This window comes from Paenibacillus wuxiensis, assembly GCF_040195695.1.
Lineage (GTDB): Bacteria > Bacillota > Bacilli > Paenibacillales > Paenibacillaceae > Paenibacillus_B > Paenibacillus_B suaedae.
This window is the reverse complement of record NZ_JBEFZI010000017.1, coordinates 1-26,255: the sequence shown is the minus strand read 5'-3', so window position 1 is coordinate 26,255 and position 26,255 is coordinate 1. Positions and strand designations below refer to the sequence as shown.

General features: G+C 47.8%; 24 protein-coding genes and 1 other RNA gene. 22 read left to right on the top strand and 3 right to left on the bottom strand.

Annotated features, from left to right (window positions below; translation table 11 throughout):
- Nucleotides 1-38 precede the first annotated feature (38 nt).
- Nucleotides 39-341 (bottom strand): hypothetical protein, encoded by a 303-nt coding sequence (locus tag ABN764_RS27545; protein WP_446673711.1) that lies wholly within the window; start codon nucleotides 339-341, stop codon nucleotides 39-41.
- Nucleotides 342-499: 158 nt separating this feature from the next.
- A complete protein-coding gene (locus ABN764_RS27540) occupies nucleotides 500-766 on the bottom strand; it encodes a hypothetical protein (RefSeq protein ID WP_174810677.1) in 267 nt (88 codons plus the stop codon).
- 297 nt (nucleotides 767-1,063) lie between these two features.
- On the opposite strand from ABN764_RS27540, the gene ABN764_RS27535 reads away from it, so the two are divergent.
- The 5 genes from ABN764_RS27535 (at nucleotide 1,064) to cstA (ending at nucleotide 7,967) form a co-directional block, all read left to right on the top strand.
- Nucleotides 1,064-1,558, top strand: a complete 495-nt coding sequence (locus ABN764_RS27535; RefSeq protein WP_174810678.1) for a YwiB family protein — start codon at nucleotides 1,064-1,066, stop codon at nucleotides 1,556-1,558.
- Between the two features lie 39 nt (nucleotides 1,559-1,597).
- The gene (argS, locus tag ABN764_RS27530) at nucleotides 1,598-3,274 is read left to right on the top strand and encodes an arginine--tRNA ligase (RefSeq protein WP_174810679.1); all 1,677 of its coding nucleotides are present in this window, start codon (nucleotides 1,598-1,600) and stop codon (nucleotides 3,272-3,274) included.
- A gap of 167 nt (nucleotides 3,275-3,441) precedes the next feature.
- The gene (locus ABN764_RS27525) at nucleotides 3,442-5,232 is read left to right on the top strand and encodes a LytS/YhcK type 5TM receptor domain-containing protein (RefSeq protein ID WP_446673710.1); all 1,791 of its coding nucleotides are present in this window, start codon (nucleotides 3,442-3,444) and stop codon (nucleotides 5,230-5,232) included.
- Nucleotides 5,207-5,962 carry a LytR/AlgR family response regulator transcription factor gene (locus ABN764_RS27520; RefSeq protein WP_446673709.1) on the top strand — a complete coding sequence of 252 codons (756 nt, stop codon included), beginning with the start codon at nucleotides 5,207-5,209 and terminating at the stop codon, nucleotides 5,960-5,962. The genes ABN764_RS27525 and ABN764_RS27520 overlap by 26 nt, the downstream gene beginning before the upstream one ends.
- 208 nt (nucleotides 5,963-6,170) lie before the next feature.
- Complete coding sequence (gene cstA, locus ABN764_RS27515; protein WP_021253439.1) at nucleotides 6,171-7,967, top strand: carbon starvation protein CstA; 1,797 nt, start codon at nucleotides 6,171-6,173, stop codon at nucleotides 7,965-7,967.
- 103 nt (nucleotides 7,968-8,070) lie between these two features.
- Here cstA and ABN764_RS27510 read toward each other — a convergent pair whose 3' ends face one another.
- The gene (locus ABN764_RS27510) at nucleotides 8,071-9,213 is read right to left on the bottom strand and encodes a S8 family peptidase (protein ID WP_028532432.1); all 1,143 of its coding nucleotides are present in this window, start codon (nucleotides 9,211-9,213) and stop codon (nucleotides 8,071-8,073) included.
- A gap of 456 nt (nucleotides 9,214-9,669) precedes the next feature.
- Here ABN764_RS27510 and rpoE point away from each other — a divergent pair, with 456 nt between their 5' ends.
- The 17 genes from rpoE to ABN764_RS27425 all read left to right on the top strand — a co-directional run bounded on the left by rpoE (nucleotide 9,670) and on the right by ABN764_RS27425 (nucleotide 25,907).
- The gene (rpoE, locus tag ABN764_RS27505) at nucleotides 9,670-10,221 is read left to right on the top strand and encodes a DNA-directed RNA polymerase subunit delta (protein WP_021253437.1); all 552 of its coding nucleotides are present in this window, start codon (nucleotides 9,670-9,672) and stop codon (nucleotides 10,219-10,221) included.
- A 549-nt stretch (nucleotides 10,222-10,770) separates the two neighbouring features.
- Nucleotides 10,771-12,372: a CTP synthase gene (pyrG, locus tag ABN764_RS27500; RefSeq protein WP_021253436.1), complete on the top strand. Its 1,602-nt coding sequence runs from the start codon at nucleotides 10,771-10,773 to the stop codon at nucleotides 12,370-12,372.
- A gap of 234 nt (nucleotides 12,373-12,606) precedes the next feature.
- Complete coding sequence (locus ABN764_RS27495; RefSeq protein WP_446673708.1) at nucleotides 12,607-13,005, top strand: response regulator; 399 nt, start codon at nucleotides 12,607-12,609, stop codon at nucleotides 13,003-13,005.
- Between the two features lie 266 nt (nucleotides 13,006-13,271).
- On the top strand, nucleotides 13,272-14,255 hold the full coding sequence (locus ABN764_RS27490; protein ID WP_446673707.1) for a Gfo/Idh/MocA family protein: 984 nt from the start codon (nucleotides 13,272-13,274) through the stop codon (nucleotides 14,253-14,255).
- A gap of 121 nt (nucleotides 14,256-14,376) precedes the next feature.
- The gene (gene fba, locus ABN764_RS27485; protein ID WP_021253433.1) at nucleotides 14,377-15,231 is read left to right on the top strand and encodes a class II fructose-1,6-bisphosphate aldolase; all 855 of its coding nucleotides are present in this window, start codon (nucleotides 14,377-14,379) and stop codon (nucleotides 15,229-15,231) included.
- Between the two features lie 166 nt (nucleotides 15,232-15,397).
- A complete protein-coding gene (murA, locus tag ABN764_RS27480; RefSeq protein WP_021253432.1) occupies nucleotides 15,398-16,651 on the top strand; it encodes a UDP-N-acetylglucosamine 1-carboxyvinyltransferase in 1,254 nt (417 codons plus the stop codon).
- Nucleotides 16,652-17,124: 473 nt separating this feature from the next.
- The gene (gene rho / locus ABN764_RS27475; RefSeq protein WP_021253431.1) at nucleotides 17,125-18,420 is read left to right on the top strand and encodes a transcription termination factor Rho; all 1,296 of its coding nucleotides are present in this window, start codon (nucleotides 17,125-17,127) and stop codon (nucleotides 18,418-18,420) included.
- Nucleotides 18,421-18,562: 142 nt separating this feature from the next.
- On the top strand, nucleotides 18,563-18,760 hold the full coding sequence (rpmE, locus tag ABN764_RS27470; RefSeq protein WP_021253430.1) for a 50S ribosomal protein L31: 198 nt from the start codon (nucleotides 18,563-18,565) through the stop codon (nucleotides 18,758-18,760).
- Nucleotides 18,761-18,901: 141 nt separating this feature from the next.
- Nucleotides 18,902-19,915: a helix-turn-helix transcriptional regulator gene (locus ABN764_RS27465; RefSeq protein WP_446673706.1), complete on the top strand. Its 1,014-nt coding sequence runs from the start codon at nucleotides 18,902-18,904 to the stop codon at nucleotides 19,913-19,915.
- Nucleotides 19,916-19,927: 12 nt separating this feature from the next.
- A complete protein-coding gene (locus ABN764_RS27460; protein ID WP_446673705.1) occupies nucleotides 19,928-20,566 on the top strand; it encodes a hypothetical protein in 639 nt (212 codons plus the stop codon).
- A 43-nt stretch (nucleotides 20,567-20,609) separates the two neighbouring features.
- Nucleotides 20,610-20,877, top strand: an RNA gene (ffs, locus tag ABN764_RS27455) — signal recognition particle sRNA large type.
- Nucleotides 20,878-21,100: 223 nt separating this feature from the next.
- Nucleotides 21,101-22,207, top strand: coding sequence for an ATP-binding protein (locus tag ABN764_RS27450; protein WP_090514527.1), 1,107 nt, complete (start codon nucleotides 21,101-21,103; stop codon nucleotides 22,205-22,207).
- A gap of 101 nt (nucleotides 22,208-22,308) precedes the next feature.
- Nucleotides 22,309-24,069 carry a DNA polymerase III subunit gamma/tau gene (gene dnaX / locus ABN764_RS27445; RefSeq protein ID WP_268627226.1) on the top strand — a complete coding sequence of 587 codons (1,761 nt, stop codon included), beginning with the start codon at nucleotides 22,309-22,311 and terminating at the stop codon, nucleotides 24,067-24,069.
- Between the two features lie 36 nt (nucleotides 24,070-24,105).
- Entirely contained in the window at nucleotides 24,106-24,417 is a 312-nt protein-coding gene (locus ABN764_RS27440; protein WP_021253425.1) for a YbaB/EbfC family nucleoid-associated protein, read from the top strand.
- 128 nt (nucleotides 24,418-24,545) lie between these two features.
- Nucleotides 24,546-25,145: a recombination mediator RecR gene (recR, locus tag ABN764_RS27435; protein WP_021253424.1), complete on the top strand. Its 600-nt coding sequence runs from the start codon at nucleotides 24,546-24,548 to the stop codon at nucleotides 25,143-25,145.
- A gap of 223 nt (nucleotides 25,146-25,368) precedes the next feature.
- A complete protein-coding gene (locus ABN764_RS27430) occupies nucleotides 25,369-25,641 on the top strand; it encodes a hypothetical protein (RefSeq protein WP_028532440.1) in 273 nt (90 codons plus the stop codon).
- Nucleotides 25,642-25,643: 2 nt separating this feature from the next.
- Nucleotides 25,644-25,907 (top strand): pro-sigmaK processing inhibitor BofA family protein, encoded by a 264-nt coding sequence (locus ABN764_RS27425; RefSeq protein WP_446673743.1) that lies wholly within the window; start codon nucleotides 25,644-25,646, stop codon nucleotides 25,905-25,907.
- Nucleotides 25,908-26,255: the final 348 nt, after the last annotated feature.

Sequence of the window (26,255 nt, the reverse complement as noted above, 5' to 3'; positions counted from 1 at the left end):
CCTATTTGTATGTATTTTGTATAACTGAGTACAGTTTATTATAATTCACGACAATGGACAAATATTCCTTTTGTATCGGTGTGAAAACAGCAAATGCCAGCATCATTACGAATGCCGGCATCTGTATAAATGAATGACAAATAGACTGCACCAGGCCGTCCCTGATTCGGCTTACAAGGAACATGCCACAATATTGCCCTGATGAAGGACAGCTTGTCGATGTAGGCGCCTTGCGACAGCTTCAGCTGTGCAGCTTGCATCGACAAGCACAGCATCCGCCGCATCGCCAACTTGTGGCGACTGGCGTACGCCTTCTTGACTTGGTGGGCACGTCGGGTCACTCCTCTAATAAATTGTGCGTTGCGGTTCCTTCATATAAACACTGGATTTCTCTATCAACAAGATTAGCATGAGAGAAGATGGGAGAAAAATAGATAAAGCATAGATCATAACGTGAAAAAGGAGCTGTCTAGGACAGCTCCCGTTCTATTCCGTATCGTTAGACTGCAGAGGTTCCTGTACGTCTACGGTGGTTGCGATGTGCGTTTCGTTTTGTGTTTCGAATCATCATATAAATGCATAGCCCGAACAGCGGAGCGATGACCACAATGGTCGTCATGCCGACTGTAAAGAAGACAGAGTGTTCAATGCGGATGCTGTCGATAACAACCCATACTGACGAAGCTAGGTGGAGTACGAGCGTTATCAGGAGTAGCCAGTCGCTATGGTTCGTTAACCAAGTTAGAAGTACCGTCCATTCCACCATTTATCGCCCCCATACTCCTCGAAATAATGACATAAGCTGAGCAATTATGCAGCAGCGGACAATCGAGGAATCATTTACTACTATTATTATAATTGAGGGAAGATTCGAATTTCCACGTCTTTCTTGAGGTATAACCTTACAAATTCGTAAGTTATCGTATTATGCCATAGATTGTCGATTAATTGTCCCTGCTATGCTTAGCTGCATCCCTAGGGCGCAAATAGGAAAAGGAGGTTGCAAAAGGCGGGCGTATACCGGATAATTTAGAAATCAGACTTTGGAGAATGGAGCTTGACAATGACGGAGCATCAGAGGGAAGCGGCTGATAGATTGCCGGTTCTTATCACGATTGACAGCCGACAAGATGATGAACGGGTCACGGAGCACGTACGGGGCGATTTATATCGGAAGGGTTCACATTTCTATATTCGCTATACCGAGACTCAGTCCCAGCCGGAGCGGGTGAAGCGACGAAGTGATTCTGCCGAAGATGCGGGCCGTACACAGGTTACACTGAAGGTGGGTGAGACCCAGGTGAAGCTAACGCGTAGAGGACAGGTTGAAGCAGAGCAGACATTTGCTCTTGGAGCGAGACAGAATGGTTACTATCGTTCATCTGCGATTCGCTTTCCTCTAACAACAGAGACATCGAAGCTGTCTTGGGACAAGCCTTGGCCGTTCGAAGGGCCGCTACAATTCGACGAATTGCGTATAGCGTGGTCGTATCAATTATATATAGAAGAACGCTGCACGGGGAAATTCAATATTCAATTACGTATTACACCCGCCTGAAACAGGCATGAACGATAAGATGCAGGAGGAACGAGACATATGAGCAGTGTAATGGAACGAGTAAACAATCAAGTGAAGCAAGCAATTGAGGATGCAATCGTACAAGCAGGTCTTGTAGCGCGCGAGGATATTCCTGCGTTCGTTATTGAGGTGCCGAAGGATAAGACGCACGGTGATCTGGCATCCAATGCAGCGATGCAGTTGACGCGCATTGCGAAGCGCAATCCACGCCAAATTGCTGAAGCGATCATCGAGAACCTGAACAAAGAAGCGGCTTCCATTGAAAGCGCAGAGATCGCTGGACCTGGATTTATTAATTTCCGTGTGAACAAGAGCTATCTTTACGACATCTTGCACGAAGTGAATGAAAAAGGCAGCGACTACGGACGGATTGCGGCTGGCAGCGGTCAACGCGTACAGGTAGAGTTCGTATCTGCGAACCCTACAGGAAGCCTTCATCTTGGACACGCACGCGGTGCGGCTGTCGGCGATGCATTGTGCAACCTGCTTGATTACGCGGGTTATGAAGTAACGCGCGAATATTATATTAACGATGCAGGGAACCAAGTGAACAATCTTGCGAAATCGATTGAATGCCGCTATAAGCAAGCATTGGGACAGGAAGCAGAAATGCCTGAAGATGGATATCATGGTGTAGATATTAAGGGATTTGCGGAAGAGCTTGTTCAAGCAGAGGGCGAACGTCTGCTGTCCTTGTCTGAGGAAGAGCGCGAGCGTTATTTCCGTACTTACGGTCTCTCGAAGGAATTGGATAAAATCAAGCGCGACTTGAATCGCTTCCGTGTTCCGTTCGACGTATGGTTCAGCGAGACATCGCTATACGAGAACAATGAAGTGACGAAGGCGCTGGATGCGCTTCGTGCAAGCGGACATGTATTCGAACATGAAGGTGCAACATGGCTGCGAACAACGACATTCGGCGATGACAAGGATCGCGTGTTGGTGAAGAATGATGGTTCTTACACGTACCTGACTCCAGATATTTCGTATCATATGGATAAATACGGCCGTGGCTTTGACAAAATGATTAACATTTGGGGTGCTGACCACCATGGATACATCCCACGTATGAAGGCGGCTATGGAAGCGCTTGGTAATGATCCGGATAAGCTGGTCGTGTTGATTGCGCAAATGGTTAGCTTGTTCCAAGATGGCGAGAAAGTGAAAATGTCCAAGCGTACAGGGAAAGCCGTAACCATGGAAGATTTGATGGATGAAGTGGGCGTTGATGCAATCCGTTACTTCTTCACAATGCGTTCGATGGATTCCCACCTTGACTTTGATATGGACTTGGCGATCTCCACATCCAATGAGAACCCTGTCTATTACGTACAGTATGCGCATGCGCGTATTTGCAGCATTTATCGTCAGGCGGAAGAACAAGGGGTTGCGTTGCAGCCGTTGAATGAGCTGAATTTGGCGAAGCTGACGGCTGAGCATGAATTCGACCTGCTTCGCAAGCTGGGTGAGCTTCCAGAAGAGATTGCGGTTGCTGCCCGCGACTATGCGCCACATCGTTTGGTTCGTTATGTGTACGAGCTGGCATCGCTCTTCCACAGCTACTACAGAGCAGAGCGTGTCATTACAGAGGATGCAGAGCAGACACAAGCTCGTCTAGCATTGCTCGGCGCTGTTCGTACAACAATTGCGAACGTACTTCGTCTGGTTGGCGTATCTGCTCCAGAACAGATGTAAGACAGCGCCTAACGAGAGTTACAATGTTCATTGCCTAATATAGAGCGTCCTGTGAGCTGAAACTAGCTTGCAGGACGCTTTCTTGTTCCCACAATAGTTAGTTATTCGGTAAAATAAGACCAAGAACCATCGAGAGGATCGAGCTAGAGAGAAAGTAGGTGACGAGGATGCTGTATCTGCTTCCGCTGATGATCGAGCGGGTTGGCGTATTACTGATCATCGCATTTGTGCTGTCGCGTATGAAGTCATTTCGACATATTGTTCATAATGAACACGGTACAGCTGAGAAATGGCTGCTGATCTTCGTGTTCGGCGCGTTTGGGGTAATCAGCAACTATACTGGTGTGCAAATTCATAATAGCTCGGTATATTCACAAGCTTGGCATATGGATATAGAGACGGGGAGTGCCATTGCAAATACACGCATTATGGGTGTTGTCATTGGAGGACTGCTTGGCGGTCCATTTGTCGGAACAGGTGTTGGGTTAATTGCGGGCTTGCATCGCCTATCGCTTGGCGGCTATACCGCTGCTGCTTGTGGGATATCGACGATAATGGCTGGTATTATCACTGGGCTCGTTGGAAAGCGCTTTCGTATGATTCAAGGCAAGCATGCTGCATGGCATGCAGCGTTGATCGGCATAGGGATGGAGTGTGCGCAGATGGGCATCATCTTGCTCGTAGCGGAACCTTGGAGCTCTGCTTGGGAACTCGTCAAGCTGATCAGTGTACCGATGGTCGCGGTCAATGGATTCGGCATTCTATTATTCATGCTGATTATTCAATCCATCTATGAGGAAGAGGAGCGCTCTCGGGCGCTGTTGACCCATAACGCTCTTCATATCGCCGATCAGACCTTGCCGTTTTTCCGTCAAGGGTTAAATAGCGATTCATGCCGAGAAGCGGCGTTGATCATATGGAAAGGTACGAATGCTGACGCGATCTCCATTACAGATGAGCATCACATTCTTGCGCACGTGGGGGCGGGGGACGACCATCATGTGCCGTTGAATGGAATATCCACGCAGTTGACGAAGCAAGTGCTGGAGGAGGGCATTGTTCATAAGGCATCCTCACGAGAAGAGATTCAGTGTTTCGAGCCGAGTTGTCCTTTGCAAGCTGCATACGTATTACCACTTAAGGTGCATGACCGTACGGTGGGCACATTGAAGCTGTACTTCAAGCAGCCCTCACGGCTGGATCGAGTAGAACGAGAGCTTGCAGAGGGTCTTGGCAAGCTGTTCTCCACCCAGTTGGAATTGGCGGAAGCAGAACGGCAGAGTCGGCTGCTGAAGGATGCGGAGATCAAGGCGCTGCAAGCTCAGGTTCACCCGCACTTTCTATTTAATGCCTTCAATACCATATCCGTTCTCTGCCGCACCGATTCGGAGAAGGCGCGCAAATTGCTGCAGCAGCTCAGTGTGTTTTTCCGCAGCAATCTGCAGGGCGCACGTAAGATGCTTATCCCGCTGCACAAGGAATTAGAGCATGTGGAAGCGTATTTGTCATTGGAACAGGCGAGATTCCCCGGCAAATATGTCGTAGAGACGGACATTGACGGTCCTCTTATGGACGTACTAATACCGCCATTCACGCTTCAGCCACTGGTGGAGAATGCGATTCGGCATGCCTTCTCCAAGGGATTTACTTTGTCGCAAGGAATAGTATCGATTCGGGCGCAGGTGAATGGAGCTAGCGTGACGATTACGACCAAGGATAATGGGAAGGGCATAGCACCAGAGTCCATGGCCGCGCTTGGCAATGAGGCGGTTCCGTCTGCAGAAGGAACAGGCACAGCGCTGTGCAACATTGTGAAGCGAATAGAAGAACTGTATGGAAGCAGGGGCTCGATCATAATCGATAGTACACTTGGAGAAGGGACATCGGTTACGATTACGTTGCCGATCCATTATAGCGAACGGGGGGACATCAATGTTGAAAGTATTTATCGTGGATGATGAGCCGCTAGCTCGTGACGAACTCTGTTATCTGCTTCGCCGGACGAAGCGGGTTGACGTTGTAGGAGAGGCAGAATCGATGGAAGAGGCGTTGAAGCGCATAGGGGCGCTACGTCCGGACGTCGTATTTCTCGATATTCAACTTGCCGAAGCGAGTGGGTTGGAGGCAGCAGAACGGTTGGGCGCGTTGGATGAGCCACCTGCGATTGTATTCGCAACGGCGTATGATGAATATGCGCTGCGTGCTTTCGAGTTGAACGCTGCTGACTATATTCTAAAGCCGTTCGATGAGCAGCGCATTCAGCTAACCGTCGAGAAGCTGGAGAAGCAGGGCTCGCGTTCAGTTACATTGATGCAGAATGAGGTAATATCACATTCCCGGTCTACCCCGACAGAACGGGTAGAGCGGCTTGCCATTACGACGGTGGATGAGCGCATTGTTGTTCTGCATGTGGATCGCATCGTGTACATCGGGTTTGAAGAGGGAAAGACAGTCGTCGCAACGACAGAACAGCGCTATCGTGTAGGAGAACCACTTAGTGTACTGGAGCGGAAGCTGATTCACCCATCCATTATTCGTGTGCATCGGGCCTACTTGGTGAATGTGGATCGCATTGTAGAGATTGAGCCATGGTTCCACTCCACATGCCAACTGAAGATGCAGGACGGATCCAGCTTGCCTGTGAGTCGTACCTATATGAAGGGACTTAAGCAGCTTCTAGGATTTTAAAATAGTGGCGTTCACCAATCATCCAATCAATTTTGGAATGAGATGGAGAAGAGGCGAATAAGGATAGAAGAGAGGGTTGAAACCGTTTGCATTTCAATCCTTTTTTTGTGCACTTCATCATGGACATGCGGCATTCTGCTTTGAAAACAGGGTAATGCTGTTTTCATAAGGTAAGATAACAGCAACAGCTCGAAAGGAGTGGACGATCATGAATGCGGTTTCAATAGTGATTGGTTCGATTTGCATCTTGATGATCACCTATCGCCTCTACGGAACATTTATGGCAAACAAAGTGTTAAAGCTAGACGATTCCAAGCCTACTCCGGCGCACGAATTAAATGACGGCAAGGATTATGTGCCGACGAATAAATGGGTGACCTTCGGTCATCACTTCGCAGCCATTGCTGCGGCAGGGCCGTTAGTTGGTCCGATATTAGCTGCCCAGTTCGGTTATCTGCCAGGGCTGCTCTGGTTGTTGATCGGTGCCGTTATCGGCGGTGCTGTACATGATGCGGTTGTATTGTTCGCTTCCATGCGCAAGCAAGGCAAGTCGCTCTCTGAGGTAGCGAAGGATGAGCTTGGGCCAGTGGCAGGCTTCTGTACGGGCCTAGCGATGCTGTTCATTATTACGATTACGATGGCGGGTCTGTCGATGGTAGTGCTCCATGCGCTTGAACACAATCCATGGGGAACCTTCTCGGTAGGCATCACGATCCCGATTGCCATGATGGTTGGGATTTGGTACAAGAAGACAGGCAATTTGAAGCTTGCCTCTACCGTTGGTTTTGTACTTTTGATGGTCGGTGTATTTATGGGTCCCTACATTCAAGGTACCGCGCTTGGCCAATGGTTGACCTTTGATATGAAGACGCTGGCAATTATTTTGCCGATATATGCATTCTTTGCGGCAGCACTGCCTGTATGGCTTCTCCTTGCACCGCGCGACTACTTGAGCAGCTTTATGAAGATCGGAGTATTCATTGCTCTTATCGTTGGTGTGTTCATTATCAATCCTGATATTCCATTCCCTGCCGTAACTGAATTCATCAACGGCGGAGGCCCAATACTGGCAGGCCCAGTATGGCCGTTCATCTCGATCACGATAGCTTGTGGAGCAATCTCTGGCTTCCACGCCTTCGTAGGATCGGGTACGACACCGAAAATGCTGGATCGCTGGAGCGATATTAAAGTCGTTGGCTTCGGCGCGATGCTGGTCGAATGCGTTGTAGGGATTATGGCACTTATAGCGGCAACTGCCTTGCAGCCTGCTGATTACTTCGCAATTAACTCAACGCCAGAAGCGTTTAAGACGCTGGGCATGAATGTGGTTCATTTGCCGGATCTCGCGCGAGAGATCGGTTTGAACTTGGAAGGCCGCACGGGTGGAGCTGTAACACTCGCAGTTGGCATGACGTACATTTTCACGAAGTTCCCATGGTTCGAATCGCTTTCGTCGTACTTCTTCCAATTTGTTATCATGTTCGAGGCGGTATTCGTCCTAACCGCAATTGATGCGGGAACACGTGTGGCGCGCTACATTATCCAAGACTTCTTCGGAGAAGTGTATAAGCCATTGAAACGAGTAGATTGGGTACCTGGCTCCATCTTTGCTAGTGCGCTTGCTTGCTTCTTGTGGGGATACCTGCTCTTCTCTGGCGATATTGGATCGGTATGGGCGCTGTTCGGGGTATCGAACCAGATGATGGCTTCCATCGGTCTTATCATCGGTGCTACGGTTATTATGAAGATTGCGGATAAGCGCTGGTATGCACTTACTTGTCTTGTGCCGCTCGCTTACTTGTTCGTAACCGTTAACTATGCGGGAATATGGATGATATCCAATGTGTACTTGAATCCAACTAATAAGGGCTACAGCATTCTGAATGCATCGTTGTCAATTATTATGATGGTGCTCGGAGTCATCATCCTCATCTCTGCAATCAAGAAGTGGACAGAGTTGTGGAACACGCCTCGAACGAAGCTAGATCCGGTAATGGCCTCCTAGACCACAGCACAACTACATGAATGAACTTCAAGGACAGTCGACTTGCTCGGCTGCCCTTGTTTTGTTTCCATCCATTCTCGTGTTTGTTCCCGTTCGGATCTCGTCAGCGTTCTGCTTCCTTAAGGAGGCGCATGACATCGATTTCTCCTAAACTACGAGAAGTAGTATTCCGGCTTCGCATCGGACTTGCCGATCGTCGCAGCAAGGTTTTGATTTCACCAGGCTTGAGACCAGGCTTCATGGCAAGCAGCAGAGCAATAGCGCCACTTACATGTGAGGTGGCCATTGAGGTGCCGCTCATTTCATGATATTTGCCCTTGATCCAAGCAGATACAATTTTATCGCCGGGTGCATAGATGTCGACGTAACGGCCGCGGTTGCTGAAGGAGGCAATTTTCCGAATTCGATCAGTAGCTCCAACCGAGATCGTCTGCAAGTAACGGGCGGGGTAATCAATAGACTTCCGCTTTGCATCATTGCCAGAGGAGGCGACAACGGTTACGCCAGCATTATAAGCGTTCGTGACAGCAGTGAGCAGCGACTTGCTGCGGGTCTTCATGCCGAAGCTCATATTAATGATATTCATACCATGGCGGACACACCAATCAATGCCTTGGATAATATCAGATACGAAGGCTGCTCCATTTTCATCGAATGCTTTAACGGGATGAATAATGGCGCGAGGAGCCACTCCGATAATGCCGTACATTTGATTGGCAGCGGCGATCGTACCTGCGATATGGGTGCCGTGGCCATTGTCGTCATGTGGGGGCAAACCGCGCTGGATCAGATTAATGCCGCGGGTGAGCGAGTGCCGAAGGTCAGGATGGTGGAAATCAGCCCCGGTATCAATGACACCAATATGAACACGATAACCGGTAGTCGTGCTCCAAGCTTGGGGTGCTTTGATGTGCTTAACCCCCCAAGGAATGCCGCGCTCCCAATTGACAGGACGCTGGGATACGGCGTGCATCGAGAGATGAATATCTTCTTCTACGATAACATCATAAGCGGTCGATAGCAGGGTGGAATCGAAGTCCGTTCTGGCCGGATATACCCAGCCATCAATGAGTGGAACCTTGCGAATATCAGCAAGCTCAGATCTGCTTGCTTCGAGTTCATGCAGCACCTCGGAACATTGTTCATACTGTTCATGGGTGCGGAAGCGGATGAGCAGTTGTCGTTCGCAGGGCTTAGTGGTACTGAGCCCTTGAATAAGTAACTGGAGTAAGCCCGTAATATCCATTGTCGAGTCCCTCCCGACAGTTCCTTTGTAACGGTTGTTCAAAAAGCGTACATATGATAATCAAGTGAACCCGAACGAATGTGGATCGGTTGAAGCGTCTTTTTGAACAGACAATTTTACATATCGTATGCATCAGACCCCGGCGTGGACTGGGGTAGATGCCTTTTTTGCGAAAGATAGGCCTTCCACCGTGTCAAAAGACTTCCACGGACATAGTATGAAGAAGAGCCGACGAAGGGCTTAGCACACCCGATACGGGGCGTGAGCCTTCATCGGGTGCGGATACAGTCGAACGCGAAGGGATTCCCTTCGCGTTTCTATTTTTTGTCCGACTTGTGGCATTTCTTCGTCTATAGGAAGAAAACTTGCATTTTCACTTGAGATCGGGTTTACTTATGTGTGAACATGGATAAGTGAATGCAATTTGAACTTTTTAGAGAGAGAGGATGTGTCCGAATGAGCACACCGCTGGATTTGAAATTAGACCCTGAAAAAGTGCAAGAAATACCGATGGTGGATCTTGCCTTCATGGTACTGAAAGCTGCCAACACGCCTTTCTATTACCGCGATCTCATGAATGAAGTCGCTAAGCTGCGGGGTCTGAACGAAGAGCAAATTAACGATGTCATTGCGCAGTTATATACGGAAATTAACATTGACGGTCGTTTTGCTTGTGTTGGCCAGAACCTGTGGGGATTGAAGCGCTGGTATCCGGTTGACCGTTCTGAAGAGGCGATGACCGGGGGTACACCTCGTCCACGCATCATTAATGATGACGACGATGATGATTACTCTGATGATGACGACAGCTTCAACAATGATGAAGAAGAAGACTTCGACTTCGTCGATGAAGATGGCGAAGAGGAAGAGGAGATCTTCGAGGATGAAGATTCTGATGTAGAAGATGATGTTGACATCGAAGAGGAAATCGATGAAGAAGATGCGGATCTGAACGAAGAAGAAAACGATGACTTCGAAGAAGAGGATGACCGGGAAGAGGATATGTAAGATCCTCTTCAGGATTTGATTTCGCATTTTAGAATGCCGCTTGCTTATTTTTCCTGTATATCCTAGCTGATCTGGGGTATGTTCAGGAGGGATACGTAAGCGGCATTTTCCATATAAACTGCCCCTGCGAAAAATCAACTCGATCTCCCTTGACACGAGAATGCCTACAGAGTAAACTAGCATATGGGCTTTGCATTTGCACGTAATTAAATAGAGTCATTTTCACATATGAAGAAAGTGCCCCGTGACACTACGGGAGTCACTTTTTTGTTTTTTTAGGATACGAATTGCAGTTTTTTATGGCTTTGTTGCCGATTGCAATTGGTACAATTTGATTCGTATAAAATAGCTCCCGTCCACTACGGAACACCATTTCCGGACATTTTAGACAGGAGCTTTTTTAATGACATTTTGCATCAATGAATATCGCATAAATGGGTTACGATAACATCATGAGATTATGGAACTTGCGTGTATCGAACCTGTTCTACAGACAAAGCCTCCCGAGAACATGTCTTGAATGCACTTGATCATAGGAGGGTTTCACCAGTGGCAAAGTATATTTTTGTAACGGGCGGCGTCGTTTCTTCTCTTGGTAAAGGGATTACGGCTGCATCCCTGGGCAGATTGCTGAAAAATCGGGGGCTCAAAGTAACGATCCAAAAATTTGATCCTTACATTAACGTTGACCCGGGCACAATGAGCCCTTATCAGCATGGCGAAGTATTCGTAACAGATGACGGAGCTGAGACAGACCTTGACTTGGGTCACTACGAGCGCTTCATCGACATCAACCTGTCGAAGAACAGCAACGTGACAACAGGTAAAGTGTATTCTACAGTTATTTCAAAGGAACGCCGCGGTGAATACCTTGGCGGAACTGTACAAGTTATTCCGCATATTACAAATGAAATCAAAGAACGCGTATTCCGTGCAGGTAAGGAATCCGGCTCTGATGTAGTTATTACCGAAATCGGTGGTACAGTCGGCGATATCGAGAGCTTGCCGTTCTTGGAAGCAATTCGTCAAATTAAGAGTGATGTAGGTCGTGACAACGTGATGTATATTCACGTTACCTTGATCCCTTACATCAAGGCTGCGGGCGAAGTGAAAACGAAGCCGACACAGCACAGTGTCAAAGAATTGCGCAGCATCGGTATTCAACCGAATATGCTCGTATGCCGAACAGAACATGAGCTTGCAGAGGATATGAAGCGCAAGATTTCCTTGTTCTGCGACATTGATGCGAATGCGGTTGTAGAATGCCGTGACGCTTCCACGTTGTATGAAGTACCATTGATGCTTCATGAGCAAGGAATGGATGATTATGTTGTAAATCATTTGAAGCTTCAAACACCAGAACCAGACATGGTGGAATGGACGAAGCTTGTTGACCGTGTGAAGCAACTTCAAGGACAAGTTGAGATTGCAATCGTTGGTAAGTATGTTGCTCTTCATGATGCATACTTGTCTATCGTAGAAGCATTGGCTCACGCAGGTATTGATGCAAATACAGAAGTCAATATCCGTTGGGTGAATGCAGAAGAGATTACAGAAGAAAACGTAGATGCAGAGTTGTCGGGTGTACACGGTATCTTGGTACCAGGTGGATTTGGCGATCGTGGTATCGAAGGTAAAGTAACAGCGATCCGCTATGCGCGTGAACAACAAATTCCGTTCTTCGGTATTTGCCTTGGTATGCAAGTTGCGGTTATTGAATATGCACGCTCTATCGCAGCATTGAATGGCGCGAACAGCTCCGAAATCAACCCAGCAACAGAATATCCGGTTATCGATCTGCTTCCAGAGCAGAAGGATATTGAAGATTTGGGCGGCACAATGCGTCTTGGTCTGTACCCTTGCAAGCTGCAAGAGGGATCACTCGCTATGTCTTGCTACAATGATGAGCTGGTGTACGAGCGTCACCGCCATCGCTATGAATTCAACAATGAATATCGTGAAGTAATTGAAGGTGCTGGATTGAAGATTAGCGGTACGTCCCCAGACGGCCGACTGGTGGAAATTGTCGAGCTTCCAAGCCATCCATGGTTCTTGGCTGTTCAGTTCCATCCAGAGTTTATCTCTCGTCCGAACCGTCCGCAGCCATTGTTCCGTGAATTCGTCAAAGCGGCAATGAAGCACCGTGGATAATAACGCATAAAATATATGAAGCGAAGGCTTTCCTAATTGGAGAGTCTTCGCTTTTTTTGCTTTTATGTGGGAGTTGTGATGTTTTTCCTGAAAGAAGAAGGATTTTATTGTAAAGAAGCGAATATGTACAGTACATGTGGAGTGGTAAAATAAGCATGCAGTGTGAGAGATTAACTCATTCGAACTAGAGGATGCTGCACACTCGCTCGTGAGACGCGGTGGGAGGGGTACCAGTTGAGTAATAAGAAAGTATTGATTGTCGATGATCAGAATGGTATTCGGGTTCTTCTCATGGAAGTGTTCAGTAGCGAAGGTTATACGACCTATCAAGCTTCCAATGGCAAGATGGCGCTTGAGATCGTAAGAGAGGAGTCGCCGGATATTGTCCTGTTGGACATGAAGATACCGGGCATGGATGGGTTGGAAATTTTGAAGCAGATCAAGTTGATGAAGCCGCATATGAATGTGATTATGATGACCGCTTATGGCGAGTTGGATATGATTAAGGAAGCTACGGATCTCGGAGCATTGATGCACTTTACGAAGCCTTTCGACATCGATGAGATGAGGATTGCGGTCAATATGACATTAGAGCAGGGACAGCCGAATAATCAGATGACTATGCCTTCTTAGAAGTGGCGTACGAACGATAAACAAGAAACATGCCGGGGGATGCCCTGGCCTTCTTCAATGTTATCCGAGCAAGGTCGGAGGATGGTCTTCAATTATTGCTATGTGGTACGAAGAACGAAGAATTGGACATGCCTCTAGTGGAGGGCGCTCAGCAGAGACCCCATTAGGGGCTTTCCTCGTTTCTCGTGTTGTCTAAATCCTGGCCTATACTTGCTAAGCAAAATAACATCAGTAAGACAATAAGGGATCATACAGGGGTGTTAATGATGATACGTGTAGCAGTTTGTAGTTATTGGCATGTTCATGCAGAAGAGTATACAGATTTTATCCTTCATCATCCAGATACAGAGCTAGTTGGAATATGGGATGAAGATGCCAAGCGCGGTGAGCGCTATGCAGGCCGTTATCATGTGCCTTATTATCCGGACTTGGATGACATGCTGCTGAGAGAGGATATTGATGCGATTGTCGTAGTAGCGCCGACCTCCCTTCACGAGGATATTATGGTGAAGGCAGCGGAAGCTGGCAAGCACATCTTCACTGAGAAAGTATTAGCGCTTACGTCAGCTGAAGCGGATCGCATCGTGAATGCTGTGGAAGCCAATGGTGTTGTGTTGAATGTTGCTCTTCGGAAGCTGTGTGAGCGCGATATTGTTACGCTGCATCGGATAGTAGAAGAGGGTGCTATAGGCGATGTATCGCTTGTCCGTGTGCGTATGGCGCATAATGGAGCGCTGGCAGGATGGCTGCCAGAGCATTTCTACAACCGGGCGGAATGCGGTGGTGGGGCAATGATTGATCTTGGCTGTCATCCGATGTACATTACCCGTGCACTGTTGGGAATGCCTGAGGCCGTAACTGCGTCGTATGGCTATGTTACGGGTAAAGAAGTAGAGGACAACGCAGTTGCGCTGCTCCAGTATACTGGAGGTGCCATTGGCATTGCTGAAACAGGGTTTGTTACCGGTCAATCCCCGTTCATGATTGAGATTCATGGTGCAAGAGGAAGCATTATGTACGGAATGCCGGATGAGCAAATCCGCATTCGATTGAATGAGAGTGATGGGGAGTGGAACATCGTTCCATTTGATGAACCAATCCCGAATATGTTTGAGCAATGGGTCGGTCATGTGCAGCGCAGAGAAGTGTGCATGGACAACGTAAAAATGGCGCTAGACCTAACAAAATTGATGGAAGCGGCCAATGAGGCAGCGGTTTCGGGGAAAGCGATTGCTGTAAACGTAATGTAGCTGTTTTGTCAAGAGGTTGTTTACTTTTTCACACCCAATTGTGATATAATAACACCGTATAAGATGTCGGCTATAATCTAGATAGACAGACGACGAACAACTTCCTAGGAGGATGGAGACCATGCCATTAGTTTCGATGAACGAGTTCTTGCCTAAAGCAAAAGAAAACAAATTTGCAGTAGGTCAGTTCAACATCAATAACTTGGAATTCACACAAGCAATTACAGAAGCGGCGATGGAAGAAAACGCGCCAATTATCTTTGGTGTATCCGAAGGCGCTTTGCGTTACATGGGAATGGAGTACACAGTAGCAATGGCTGAGGCAGCTGCTAAGAAATCCGGCTTGCCAATCGCTTTGCACCTTGACCATGGTAGCACATTTGAAGTAGCTATGGCTTGTATTCGTGCCGGATTCTCTTCCGTTATGTTCGATGGTTCCCACCATGCATACGAAGACAACATCCGTTTGACTAAAGAAGTCGTTAAAGCAGCTCACGCTATGGGCGTATCCGTTGAAGGTGAATTGGGTACAATCGGCGGTGTTGAAGACGATCTTCACGTAGACGAAGATGCAGCTCAATTGGCTAACCCAGAAGAAGCAATCCGCTTCTACGAAGAAACGGGCGTAGATGCACTTGCAATCGCTGTTGGTACTGCTCACGGCATGTACAAAGGCGAGCCTAAACTTCACTACGATATCATTGAAGCAGTAGCTTCCAAAATCCCAGTTCCAGTCGTATTGCACGGCGGTTCCGGTGTACCTGACGAATCCATCCGCAAGGCGATCGCAGCAGGTGCAGGTAAAATCAACGTGAACACAGAAAACCAAGTTGCTTGCACAGCGGCTATCCGCGAAGCATTGGCTAAAGATGCGAACGTTATCGACCCTCGCAAATACTTGACGCCAGCACGCAATGCAATGGTTGAAGTTGTTCGCAACAAAATCCGCTTGTTCGGATCCAACAACCAAGCATAATCGATACTCATATTTATGTTTACGAATGCGGGAAAAGCACCGGTTCGCCGGTGTTCTTCCCTTTTTTGCGATTATTTAGCGTTATGATGAATGAACATGAATCCAATAAAGCATATGGGCGAGCCGAACCTGTGATAGGTGCGGCGTGGGGGGAACTTAGCTTGTGATGGAAAAGTTAATGATTTGCGGTGGGCGGCCGCTGCGTGGCACTGTGCAGATCAGCGGTGCGAAGAACAGTGCAGTCGCACTCATTCCTGCGGCGATTTTAGCAGAGAGTGAAGTAGTGCTCGATAACTTGCCGGCATTAAGTGATGTTGCAACCTATACGGAGATTATTACCGAACTCGGTGGAGAGGCAAGCTGGGAAGGTTCTGCCTTGCGAATTGATCCATCTAGCATGATTTCGATGCCGATGTATAACGGACCTGTGAAGAAATTGCGGGCCTCTTATTATTTAATGGGCGCCTTGCTCGGCCGCTTTGGCGAAGCGACAATAGGCATGCCTGGAGGATGCAACTTTGAACCCCGTCCGATAGATCAGCATATTAAAGGATTCGAAGCATTGGGTGCTACGGTAACCAATGAACATGGAGCGATCCATATTTCGGCGCGTGAATTGCGCGGCGCAAAAATCTACCTCGATGTGGTTAGTGTAGGAGCAACCATTAATATTATGCTTGCGGCTTCCCGAGCCAAAGGCATCACCATTATCGAAAATGCGGCCAAAGAGCCTGAAATTATAGATGTGGCGACCCTGCTCAATGCAATGGGTGCCAAAATCAAGGGTGCTGGTACAGAATCGATTCGTATTGAAGGTGTAGAAGGGCTGCATGGCTGCCGTCATTCTATCATTCCGGATCGCATTCAAGCAGGAACCTATATGATCGCTGCTGCTGCAACGCGCGGCGATATTCTCATCGACAATATTATCCCTAAGCACTTGGAAGCACTTACGGCGAAGCTGGAGGAAATGGGTGTGCAAGTCGTAGAAGGGGACGAGTCCCTTCGCGTGCTTGGCCAGCCTGACTACGAGTCTATCGATGTAAAGGCGCTTGTATATCCAGGGTTCGCAACCGATCTTCAATCACCGATGATAAGCTTGCTCACGCAAGCAACTGGTGTAAGTATGCTGTCCGATCTCGTATATAGCAATCGATTTAAGAATGTGCCTGAGCTGCTTCGCATGGGAGCCAAAATCCGTGTAGAAGGTCGCTCTGCTGTCATTGAAGGAACCAAGTTGCATGCCGCGAAAGTGAAAGCAGCGGATTTGCGTGCGGGAGCATCGCTTGTCATTGCAGGACTAACAGTAGCGGATGGCATTACTGAAATCTCCGGCGTAGAGTATATTGACCGTGGCTATGACAACCTAGTCACGAATTTGCGAAATTTAGGCGCTGATGTATGGCGTCAGACGGAATAATTCGACGGTAATAGGGTAAAAATAGGATAATGATCATTTCGCGATCGTCAGTTAAGGTGTGGCGATGCGCCCCATGATGCGCCCTGCTCATGTGGCTGTGCGGAATTTCATCTAGTATTCGTCGTTTGTGTATTGGACTGTGTCCGAAAGAGAGTGGAAGTGGAGCATTCTCTTTCGGATACAGAAGAAAATGCAACTTTTTGGCAGGATTGAACGTACGAAGAGTATTTCCCTTTCTATTCCTTGGAGAGGCTGCAGCGTTTAGCACCATCACTTCCATAAGTGCTTCGCTTCAACGGCTATCTTTTACCCAGACCGAATGGTTCCCATCTGTTATCTGTCCACCATCTCATTGTATCAACCAGCCTTCATATCTCATGTTGACACGCCGCTGCGTTTATACGTAACGATTTCACAATGGACTTATCCTTCTGACATCATTTGTATTTATCAACAGAATAGGAGTTGTATTCATGGATTTACAAATTTCCGATTTGGAAACGAAGAAGCTGACCGAGCTATATAAACTAGCAAAACAATTTCAGATTCCTGGCTATGGTCAAATGAAGAAAAAAGAATTAATATTTGCTATCTTGCGCGCGCAGGCGGAACAAGGCGGCTTCATGTTTATGGAGGGAGTATTGGACATCCTTCCAGAGGGCTTCGGCTTCTTGCGTCCTATTAACTATTTGCCTAGCTCGGAAGATATTTATATCTCTCAATCTCAGATTCGCAGATTTGATTTGCGTACTGGTGATCTTGTATCGGGAAAATGCCGTCCGCCAAAAGAGAACGAACGCTATTTCGGATTGCTTCAGATTAACGCCGTCAATGGTGAGAATCCGGATGAAGCAGCTCAACGCTTGCACTTCCCGGCCCTGACGCCGCTATATCCAGAGAAGAAACTTGTGCTTGAGATGGCTTCCAACAAAGTGTCCACACGCATTATGGACATGCTCGCACCTGTTGGTCTTGGACAACGCGGGCTAATCGTCGCCCCTCCTAAGGCAGGTAAGACATTGCTTCTGAAGGAGATTGCAAATAGCATCTCGACCAACCATCCTGAGATTGAACTGTTCGTTCTACTTATTGATGAACGTCCGGAAGAAGTAACGGATATGCAGCGTTCTGTAAAAGGTGAGGTTGTAGCATCCACATTTGATGAAGTGCCTGAGAACCACATCAAGGTAACAGAACTTGTTCTGGAGCGTGCACTGCGTCTCGTGGAACATAAGAAGGATGTTGTTATCCTGCTTGACAGTATTACGCGTTTGGCGCGAGCATACAACCTCGTGGTTCCGCCGTCTGGCCGTACGTTGTCTGGTGGTATTGATCCAGCTTCCTTCCATCGTCCAAAGCGCTTCTTCGGTTCTGCCCGCAACATTGAAGAGGGTGGAAGCTTGACGATCTTGGCAACGGCACTTGTTGAGACAGGATCACGTATGGATGACATCATTTATGAAGAATTTAAAGGTACGGGTAATATGGAGCTTCATCTGGATCGTAAGCTGGCTGAACGCCGTATCTTCCCGGCTATCGATATTCGTCGCTCGGGTACACGTCGCGAGGAAATGCTGTTGTCGAAGGAAGAGCTTGATAAGCTGTGGGCAATTCGTAAGAACATGAACGAGTCTCCGGAATTCGTGGATCAATTCTTGAAGAAGATGCGTGATTCGAAGACGAACGAAGAGTTCCTTGCAGCACTTGATACGAGCGGAACACCAACCCCGCCTCCGCGCAGAACACGCAGCAGCTCTGTGAGCTCCTAAGCGCTCGTTCGCTGTTATGGCGGACAAGAATATGGTTATAACATGAGATTGCGAACTAGATGCAAACATGCTATAATCCATTCATGTGTTTTTATATACTCTGGGCACGCAAAGGGCTCAGGGCGGAAAGAGGTGAATTCGAGTGAAAGAAGCAATTCAACCGAAATACTTCATTACGACTGTAACTTGCGCATGCGGCAACTCTTTCGAAACAGGTTCCGTTAAAGAGAACTTGAAGGTAGAGGTTTGCTCCGCTTGCCATCCATTCTTCACAGGTAAGCAGAAGTTCTTGGATGCTGGTGGTCGTGTGGATCGATTCAAAAAGAAATACGGTATCTAATACGTCTGTTTACGATATGGACTCCCTTGCTGGCAACAGCCAAGGGAGTTCATTTTTTTTTGTATATTTTTATCCTCCTGTCTTGATGCTTGCTGTCCGGAACTCGATTTCGCACAAAATGTCAAAACAATGGGGGAGGAAATGCGATACGATAAAATGGAACGGGGATTTCCGAGGCATGTGCTGGCATTGCCTCAAGATGACTTGGGAGGGCTGGCAATGTGGCTGGAGCACGAGAAATGGATCAAAGAAGCAATAGCCTACATAGAGCTGCATATTACAGAGGACGTGGATGCAGCAGACATAGCGGAACATTGCAAGGTCTCCCGTTTTCACTTTAATCGTGTGTTTCAGCGGCATGTGGGTGTCAGTGTGGGGACATTATTACGGGAGCGCAGATTGGCAAGGGCTGCGGTGGAGCTGTTGTCAACGGACAAGCGCATACTGGACATCGCATTAGAATATCAATTTTCTGGGCAAGACAGCTTCACTCGTGCTTTTAAGCAGCGGTATGGCATGACACCGCATGTATACCGCCAAGGTTTCCGATGCTTTTACACGCCAGAGGGGGATCATCGAATGGATGAGAACAATCAATCTGAGAATACCGGATATGGGATGATGCAGTCTGCTCCACAGGGATGGATCATAACAGGTGTGTATCCGCACCAATATAGCGTTACTCTTGATCACGTTCATGTATATCGCGGGAGGTCGTCAGGTACAATTCAAGGAAGAGTGGATGCGGATCCACGAGGATTTGGCACGTTGATGCAAATGTTCAAGGCTGAGAATTATGTGGGACAGCGCCTTCGTTTATCAGCGTTTCTGAAGACGGACGACGTGCAGGGATGGGCTGGCATGTGGATGCGGATTGACGGGAAGGATGAAGTGCCTATTAACTTCGACAACATGGACAATCGTCCGATTAGCGGCACGACCGAATGGAGGCCATATGAAGTTGTACTTGATATTGCACCTTATGCGGAGGCGATTGCATTTGGCGTGCTATTAAGCGGTTCGGGTCAAGTCTGGGTGGATGGATTTCGCTTGGATATTGTTGATGAATCTGTACCTACTACGGGTGGACCAGCGGTAAATGATACAATGCCCAAAGAACCGGTGAATTTGGACTTTGAATTGGGGCCACAGTAGAAGGAGCGGAGCGTGAACGGCATGATCGAAAGGTTGTTTGAGCTTAGTTTGGGATTTATATGGCACATCATCAAGGGTGAGCTGCCCTTGTCCATCGTGGGAAGCGCGCTTTTCTTGGGGGTTCTATTTGTTGCGGCAGGAGAGTGGAGTGAACGGCGCAAGCATGCGCGATCGGAACAATTTGGGCATCGTGTGCAAAGAGGAATGGGTACGTTGTTCAAAGACGCATTCATTGTGATGGTTGCTACTTTCTTCGTTGTTGGGGTTGAATATGGTATTTTTCGCTTGGCTGCAAGGGCCCTTCCTGCTTGGGGGTGGCCAGTTCTGCCGGATGGTAATGTTGTACTGGCATGGCTCAGTCTCGCTGTCACAAGTTTCGCATTAGTAGGGGTTATCATTTTGGAGCTCATCTGGGCGGCTAAGACTGTGTCCCTTGCTTCATTCTGGGTCATTTATGTACTGGTATATGCGGTGTTATCAGCTTGTGCACTGCAATGGCTGTATCCGGTATCAGGTGCTACGCCGTGGATTTATTTAGGATGTGGACTTATGAGTTCATTGCTTTGTGTGCTGTTGAAGTATTTGCAACAAATGGAAGGAGATGTGGATGACAGTAAGGAAGAAGCAGATGCCATATCTGTTAACAAATGACGTCAGTTGCACTTTTGCAGCAAATCGTCTATACTAAGTTATGCCGTGCTAGACGGGGAGGTAGCGGTGCCCTGTAACTCGCAATCCGCTGTAGCGAGGTTGAATTCCTGTTAGAGGTTTTGTCGATGTGGGGTTTGGCGTTTACACTCGGTGTTGACGGCTGGGTCCTCCGCAATGGGTGCCTATGAACTTGGTCAGGTCCGGAAGGAAGCAGCCATAAGTAGGAGAGCTCATGTGCCGGAGGGAAGCCTGGCCTGAGTCGTAGTGTAGAAGTGCCGCTCGGATCGCAATTATCAATAACAGGTGCACGGTTCATATAGTGCATACGAGGACACCGGGATAACCGGTGTTTTTTTGTTTCAATAAATATGAATACATGTTCATATTATATAAACAGCAGGAAAAAGATTGCCTGATGGCGAAGTTTAGAGTGAACAGCAAGTGAGCGGATATCTCATTTTCGTTTCTGCAAAAAGAGGTGAGTGTATGATCGATTCAAGCATGCCGTTACACGGCGCTCTGTCGCAGAATTCTATGTCTGATTCCTGCAATGAAGGAGCAAATGTACAGGCGGCGGATACGGAACTAACGCTGCTGCAGCAATTTGCCGGTGCTTTTATTCAGGATGTGAATTTAGGGATCATGCTGCTGAATAATCAGTTCACATTGGTAGACATCAGTGATATGGCGTGCATAGTGATGGGATGGGAGAGAGAGAAGGCGCTCGGGAGACGGGTCAATGAGCTGTTTGGTGACATGCCTACAGAGCATCATCTCGTACAACGTTCTCTGCTTGAAGGTGTGAGTGTGCGGAATCATGCTGTCTCTTGGTGCAATGGTGTGGATCGATATGAGCTTCTTATGGATTCGAATGTCATGCGTGATGAACAGCAGCAGATCGTAGGTGCTTATGTGCTATTCAAGGATGTGTCCAATTTGCGCTCGTTGGAGGAGCAGGTACAGCGAAGCGACCGTCTGGCGATGATTGGACAGATTGCCGCAGGAACAGCCCATGAAATTCGTAATCCCTTGACCTCTATTAAAGGGTTTCTGCAAATGTTCAAGAAGACGCTGCGTGACAAAGGGATGGCGAAGGAAGTCCATTACACCGAGATCATGCTGACCGAAATCAACCGAATCAATGAGTTGGTTGGGGAGTTTCTACTCTTAAGCAAACCGAAGCATGTCACGATTGAGCGTGTGAATGTATATCAGGTGATGAATGATATTTTGCCGATTATTCGGAGTGAAGCAGTGCTGCACGGCGTACATGTTCGATACGAGGCGGGAGAGACTGTGCCGAACGTGGTTGCCGATCGCGAGCTGCTGAAGCAAGTGTTCATCAACATCGCCAAAAATGGTATTGAGGCGATGGTGGAGGGTGGCACACTTACGGTAAGTGTGAAGCGGGATAGTGTGGAGCAACGTGTGTTGATTGATATCCATGATACGGGGCCGGGAATTCCTGCGTTCCTCGTCGATAAGATATTCGATCCCTTCTTCACCACGAAGCAGAATGGGACAGGGCTTGGATTATCGGTATGCCAACGGATTATCCATGATTTGGGCGGTACGATACGCGTTTCATCCAAGGGGTTTGGCACGACATTCACGCTCGCTGTCCCTTATCAGGGTTCATAGCAGCAGTGACGAACGCCTCTCTTTTCCAAAGAGAGGGAATGGCTGTTTTTTTAGAGGTTATGATATAGTATAATAAGTAAAAACGTTTTCGAGGTTGCATCATGGCTCATATCGCATTGTATCGCGCATGGAGACCACAGTCATTTCAAGACATGGTCGGACAACAGCATATTATTCAAACGCTGCAAAATTCGCTGCGGGAGCAGCGTTTTTCGCATGCATATTTGTTCAGCGGTCCAAGAGGAACCGGGAAGACAAGTGCGGCGAAAATACTGGCGAAGGCTGTCAACTGCGAACAAGGGCCAGGCCCGGAGCCTTGCAACGCTTGTGAAGCGTGTCGGCGCATAACAGCTGGCGCGGTGATGGATGTAGTGGAAATCGATGCTGCATCGAATCGCGGCGTAGAGGAAATTCGCGATCTTCGCGAAAAGGTGAAGTATGCGCCAACTGAAGTTCGCTACAAAGTGTACATCATTGACGAAGTACACATGTTGACGACAGAAGCTTTTAACGCCTTGTTGAAGACGTTAGAAGAGCCGCCGGCGCATGTGATGTTCATCTTGGCGACAACGGAGCCGCATCGACTTCCGGCCACGATTATTTCGCGTTGCCAGCGATTTGACTTTCGTCGAGTTTCACTTGCTGAGCAAGTACAGCGCTTGGCTCAGGTGTGCGAAGAAGAGAGCATCCAGGCAGATCATGACAGTTTGACTTATATTGCGAAGCTGTCTGATGGCGGGATGCGTGATGCGATCAGCTTGCTGGATCAAGCTGCCTCCTTTACTGATGGAGCCATTACCTATCAACAGGTATTGGACATTACAGGAGGTATGCCCGAAGAGAGGTTTGCGGAGCTTGCCCGAGCAGTACAGGCGGGTGATGTAGGTTCTGTTCTTTCGGTGGTTGAGCAGTTGATGCAGGAAGGCAAGAGTGCGGATAAGTGTATGGAAAGCCTGTTGTACTTTTTCCGAGATCTGCTTATGATGAAGATGGTGCCGAGCGGGGATGCGCTAACGGACCGGTTGACTCGCGTAGAGTCTTTCCGTGAAATGGCGGAGGGATTCACAGAGAGTCGTCTATTTCATATCATTGATACGCTGAATCGATACCAGACGGATATGAAGTATGCTGTGCAGCCGCAGACTTTATTCGAAGTCGCGCTGCTTCAATTGGCAGCTTCAGGACAGCGTCCGATGAATCATTATACGGACACTGGGGATTCCGCTCAGGGAGAGGTTCGGCAGGATGGAATGGAACATTCATCCTCCCTGCAACATTTGCGTCAACAGATTACGTCCTTAGAGACGAAGGTTGAACAGCTGATGAAGTCAGGTGGAGGTCGTCAGGAACAGGTAACGCATGAGCGTACGCCTGCTGCGACTCGCCCATCTGGACACGTATCCAAGTTCTCTAAGCAGCCGCCGCAGTTCACACGGTACCTTGCGAATCATAACAGCGCCGAATTCAATCGCATTCGAGGGACTTGGGGACAAGTGCTTCAGCGAGTGAAGGAAGCCGGTGTTACCATTCATGCTTGGCTGGTTAACGGTGAGCCTGTATCATGTCTAGAGGATCGAATTCTTATTGGTTTCAAAAATTCGATTCATCGTGATACGACGGAGAAGCCGACTAACAAGCAAGTGATTGAGCAAGTGCTATCCGAGACCTTCGGCAAGACATACCAGATGGATACGATGATGCTCAAGGACTGGGAGGCTGCAGCCGCCCAGACAGAGGATAAGGAAGAGCAAGAGTTCCAACTGGAGCCAGAGGGCCAAGAAGGCCGCAATCATTCTCAAGAACCATGGATTGACGAGGCAATCCAGTTATTTGGAGAAGATCTCGTTGTCATAAAAGAGTAACTTATCTTAAATGGAGAAAAAAGGAGATTCACGGCGATGAACAATATGAACCAAATGATGAAACAAGTTAAAAAGATGCAAGAACAAATGTTGAAAGCTCAAGAAGAGTTGGCTGAAAAGAAAGCAACTGGTACATCTGGCGGCGGAGCTGTTACTGTAGAGGTTAACGGCCACAAAAAACTGCTTAGCATCTCCATCAAACCAGAAGTAGTAGATGCAGAAGATATCGAAATGCTTCAAGACCTTGTTATTACTGCAGTTAACGATGCGTTGACTAAAGCAGAAGACATGGCAAATGACGACATGTCTAAATTCACAGGCGGAATGAAAATTCCTGGCTTGTTCTAATGTAGAGAAACACGAATGTGAGGCATATACCGATTCTGGTATATGCCGTTTCTACCATTTAGGGGACATTTTTTGATGTGAGACGACGTTGAGTTCGTTGATTAAGCTATCGTAAAGGAGAGCCCGCATTGTATTATCCAGAACCGATCGCCAAGTTGATCGAGGCATTTACACATTTGCCCGGTATTGGGCCGAAGACAGCGGCTCGTCTTGCGTTCCATGTACTCCGCATGCAGGAAGATGACGTTATTGATTTTGCAAAGGCGCTCGTTAATGTGAAGCGGAACCTGCACTACTGCTCTGTGTGCTGCAATATTACAGATATTGATCCTTGCCGTATCTGCTCGGATAAGACACGTGACGCCTCAGTAATGTGTGTTGTTCAGGAAACGAAGGATTTGGTTGCGATGGAGCGAACGAAAGAGTTCATGGGGTATTACCATGTGCTACAGGGCGCGATATCACCAATGGAGGGAGTAGGCCCAGAGGATATACGTCTTGCTGAGCTGCTTAAGCGTTTGAGTGATGAGCGGGTCAAAGAATTGATTTTGGCTACGAATCCAAATATTGAAGGGGAAGCAACAGCGATGTATATTTCGCGGCTTGTGAAGCCGTTTGGCATTCGTGTAACGAGAATTGCTCATGGACTTCCTGTGGGTGGTGACCTCGAATACGCCGATGAGGTGACCTTGTCTAAGGCGTTAGAAGGCCGGAGGGATGTTCTGTAATGGTGGATCTCCATCGTGAGCAGGCCTGAAATGTTGTTTCTTCATGATTTGATATAGAAGCTCTCGAATATCGAGGGCTTTTTTTTGTTATCTATAAGAGGAATGATTGATATTCCTGTTCATTAGAGTGCTATCTCGCATGGTCGAAGCAGCTCATAAAGAGGTTCTAGTCTCGTCCCGACGTTCATATTCATGACTAAAGTGAATGTGGGGAGGGGAACTCATGTGGAAACGTATGAAGAACTGGTTCATGCGAAATAGGGACAAGCGTGAGTATGGGTTAATGTTGTCTGAGCAGCAGCTTCTTATGAGGGATATCCGTAATGCGGTTGCGGAGTGGAGAATGGCTTGTGTGCGATTTGAGCATGCACTAGGTACAGATGAGGTGGATTATGCGATCTCGACGCTTGAGGCAGCTGAGAAGCGGATTGCCATGCTGATGAAGAGAGCCAAGCGCGTAGGGATGCATGCATTGCGGTTAGGGGAGGTATTATAGTGATGAAAATGCTGTTGGTTGGTCTGCTCCTTGTGTCCATTGCTGGATTGTTCATTGTGCTATTTCGTCAGCGGCTGGCATGGCGTGGTATCATAACCTTTCTTCTTCATGGAGTTAGCGCATTTGCGCTGTTGTACATCGTGAATTCGACGGGGTGGATAGCGGGAATCCATGTACCTATCAACCCTGCCACATTAACAGGAGTGGGGCTTCTGGGTATCCCGGGACTAGCGCTTGTCATTTCCCTTAAAATGGTAGGTATTTAGTGGTTGACGCACCCCTTGTCTTTATGATAAATTAATCAATGTCGCTTCGGACATGAGTTAACAAACTTAAAACAAAAAACAGTCTCGAAAAGAGATTGAAAAAAAGTTTTAAAAAAGTGTTGACAACAACTGAACGAAATGATAAGATATAAAAGTCGCCGCTGACAAAGCGGTGAGAAAAAGAAAGTAACTGAGAGATTGGTTACTGACTGAGATTGTTCTTTGAAAACTGAACAACGAGCAACGTTTGTGAATGAGGTAGCAATACCTCGTCAAAAGATATGAGCAGTTCAAACTTAACTTTAACGGAGAGTTTGATCCTGGCTCAGGACGAACGCTGGCGGCGTG

What these genes read in the sequence shown, in the direction of transcription:
- ABN764_RS27540 (WP_174810677.1), bottom strand. Translation starts at nt 766, where the DNA reads ATGGTGGAATGGACGGTACTTCTAACTTGGTTAACGAACCATAGCGAC.
- ABN764_RS27535 (WP_174810678.1), top strand. Translation starts at nt 1,064, where the DNA reads ATGACGGAGCATCAGAGGGAAGCGGCTGATAGATTGCCGGTTCTTATC.
- argS (WP_174810679.1), top strand. Translation starts at nt 1,598, where the DNA reads ATGAGCAGTGTAATGGAACGAGTAAACAATCAAGTGAAGCAAGCAATT.
- ABN764_RS27525 (WP_446673710.1), top strand. Translation starts at nt 3,442, where the DNA reads ATGCTGTATCTGCTTCCGCTGATGATCGAGCGGGTTGGCGTATTACTG.
- ABN764_RS27520 (WP_446673709.1), top strand. Translation starts at nt 5,207, where the DNA reads ATGTTGAAAGTATTTATCGTGGATGATGAGCCGCTAGCTCGTGACGAA.
- cstA (WP_021253439.1), top strand. Translation starts at nt 6,171, where the DNA reads ATGAATGCGGTTTCAATAGTGATTGGTTCGATTTGCATCTTGATGATC.
- ABN764_RS27510 (WP_028532432.1), bottom strand. Translation starts at nt 9,213, where the DNA reads ATGGATATTACGGGCTTACTCCAGTTACTTATTCAAGGGCTCAGTACC.
- rpoE (WP_021253437.1), top strand. Translation starts at nt 9,670, where the DNA reads ATGAGCACACCGCTGGATTTGAAATTAGACCCTGAAAAAGTGCAAGAA.
- ABN764_RS27490 (WP_446673707.1), top strand. Translation starts at nt 13,272, where the DNA reads ATGATACGTGTAGCAGTTTGTAGTTATTGGCATGTTCATGCAGAAGAG.
- fba (WP_021253433.1), top strand. Translation starts at nt 14,377, where the DNA reads ATGCCATTAGTTTCGATGAACGAGTTCTTGCCTAAAGCAAAAGAAAAC.
- murA (WP_021253432.1), top strand. Translation starts at nt 15,398, where the DNA reads ATGGAAAAGTTAATGATTTGCGGTGGGCGGCCGCTGCGTGGCACTGTG.
- rho (WP_021253431.1), top strand. Translation starts at nt 17,125, where the DNA reads ATGGATTTACAAATTTCCGATTTGGAAACGAAGAAGCTGACCGAGCTA.
- ABN764_RS27465 (WP_446673706.1), top strand. Translation starts at nt 18,902, where the DNA reads ATGCGATACGATAAAATGGAACGGGGATTTCCGAGGCATGTGCTGGCA.
- ABN764_RS27450 (WP_090514527.1), top strand. Translation starts at nt 21,101, where the DNA reads ATGTCTGATTCCTGCAATGAAGGAGCAAATGTACAGGCGGCGGATACG.
- dnaX (WP_268627226.1), top strand. Translation starts at nt 22,309, where the DNA reads ATGGCTCATATCGCATTGTATCGCGCATGGAGACCACAGTCATTTCAA.
- ABN764_RS27440 (WP_021253425.1), top strand. Translation starts at nt 24,106, where the DNA reads ATGAACAATATGAACCAAATGATGAAACAAGTTAAAAAGATGCAAGAA.
- ABN764_RS27430 (WP_028532440.1), top strand. Translation starts at nt 25,369, where the DNA reads ATGTGGAAACGTATGAAGAACTGGTTCATGCGAAATAGGGACAAGCGT.
- ABN764_RS27425 (WP_446673743.1), top strand. Translation starts at nt 25,644, where the DNA reads ATGAAAATGCTGTTGGTTGGTCTGCTCCTTGTGTCCATTGCTGGATTG.